Origin of the sequence: Glycomyces sp. NPDC021274 (assembly GCF_040641195.1) — a bacterium.
Taxonomy (GTDB): Bacteria; Actinomycetota; Actinomycetes; order Mycobacteriales; family Micromonosporaceae; genus Glycomyces.
On the sequence record NZ_JBFADC010000046.1, the window covers coordinates 1 to 1887 of the forward strand.

Below are 1887 nucleotides of genomic sequence, written 5' to 3' on the forward strand. Positions count from 1 at the left end.
GGCGGCCGGCGGAGGGAGGGTGCGGGGAGCGTGTTAGCGCTCGACCTCGCCGCGGATGAACTTCTCGACGTTCTCCCGCGCCTCGTCGTCGAAGTACTGGACCGGCGGGGACTTCATGAAGTACGAGGACGCCGACAGGATCGGACCGCCGATGCCGCGGTCCTTGGCGATCTTGGCGGCGCGCAGCGCGTCGATGATGACGCCCGCGGAGTTCGGGGAGTCCCAGACCTCGAGCTTGTACTCCAGGTTCAGTGGGACGTCACCGAAGGCGCGGCCTTCGAGGCGGACGTAGGCCCACTTGCGGTCGTCCAGCCAGGCCACGTAGTCGGACGGGCCGATGTGGACGTTCTTCTCGCCCAGCTCGCGGTCGGGGATCTGGGAGGTGACGGCCTGCGTCTTGGAGATCTTCTTGGACTCCAGGCGCTCGCGTTCGAGCATGTTCTTGAAGTCCATGTTGCCGCCGACGTTCAGCTGCATCGTGCGGTCGAGGATGACGCCGCGGTCCTCGAAGAGCTTGGCCATCACACGGTGCGTGATGGTGGCGCCGACCTGCGACTTGATGTCGTCACCGACGATCGGCACGCCGGCCTCAGTGAACTTGTCCGCCCACTCCTTGGTGCCGGCGATGAAGACCGGGAGGGCGTTGACGAACGCGACCTTGGCGTCGATGGCGCACTGGGCGTAGTACTTCGCCGCGTCCTCGGAGCCGACGGGGAGGTAGCAGACCAGGACGTCGACCTGCTTGTCCTTCAGGACCTGGACGACGTCGACCGGGGCCTCCGAGGACTCCTCGATCGTTTCCCGGTAGTACTTGCCCAGCCCGTCGAGGGTGTGGCCGCGCTGGACCTGGACACCGCTGTTCGGCACGTCGCAGATCTTGATGGTGTTGTTCTCGCTGGCGCCGATGGCGTCCGCGAGGTCCAGGCCGACCTTCTTGGCGTCGATGTCGAAGGCGGCCACGAACTCCACGTCACGGACGTGGTAGTCGCCGAACTGCACGTGCATGAGGCCGGGCACGCGGCTGTCCGGGTCGGCGTCCTTGTAAAACTCGACGCCCTGTACCAGCGAGGCGGCGCAGTTGCCCACGCCGACAATGGCTACGCGAACCGAACCCATTCCGGTTGCTCCCTGTGATCTCGATGAGGGCCTGCACGGCAGGGCCTCATGTGGTGGTGTCATTCGGACGGATCCAGCCGGGAACCGCCCCGGTGCCGGGGCGGGCCGCCCGTGTCTCCTGACTGGTTGTGCTCGTCCTGCGCTGCAGCTTCCGGTGCGCGCTGATCGCGCCCGGCGCGCTCACTCTCGATGAGCTCGTTCAGCCAACGGACTTCGCGCTCCACGGACTCCATGCCGTGCCGCTGCAGTTCGAGGGTGTAGTCGTCCAGCCGCTCGCGGGTCCTGGTCAGGGAGGTGCGCATTTTTTCCAGGCGCTCCTCCAGCCGACTGCGGCGGCCTTCCAGCACGCGCATCCGCACGTCCCGCGACGTCTGGCCGAAGAACGCGAAGCGGACACCGAAGTGTTCGTCCTCCCAGGCATCGGGACCGGAGTGGCTGAGCAGTTCTTCGAAGTGCTCTTTGCCCTCCGGGGTCAGCCGGTAGACGATCTTGGCTCGGCGCCCGGTCAGCGCCGTGGCGGGAACATCCTCCGGGTCGCCGCGCGTTTCCTCCACCAACCAGCCGTTGGCGACCAGCGCCTTGAGGCAGGGGTAGAGGGTGCCGTAGCTGAACGCGCGGAAGACCCCGAGCGAGGTGTTGAGCCGCTTCCGCAACTCGTAACCGTGCATCGGGGATTCCCGGAGGAGACCGAGGACGGCGAATTCGAGGATCCCCGAACGCCTGCTCATCCTCCGCCTCCTAGGCCCTGTGCAGTCTTTATCTCGTGCTGAT

2 protein-coding genes are annotated in these 1887 nt (G+C 66.4%); both read right to left on the bottom strand.

All coding sequences use genetic code 11. The annotated features are described in order from the left end of the window. Window positions 1–33 precede the first annotated feature (33 nt). On the bottom strand, window positions 34–1116 hold the full coding sequence (locus AB0I03_RS26395; protein WP_073446717.1) for an inositol-3-phosphate synthase: 1083 nt from the start codon (window positions 1114–1116) through the stop codon (window positions 34–36). 59 nt (window positions 1117–1175) lie between these two features. Further along, window positions 1176–1844, bottom strand: a complete 669-nt coding sequence (locus AB0I03_RS26400) for a PadR family transcriptional regulator (protein WP_073446719.1) — start codon at window positions 1842–1844, stop codon at window positions 1176–1178. Window positions 1845–1887: the final 43 nt, after the last annotated feature.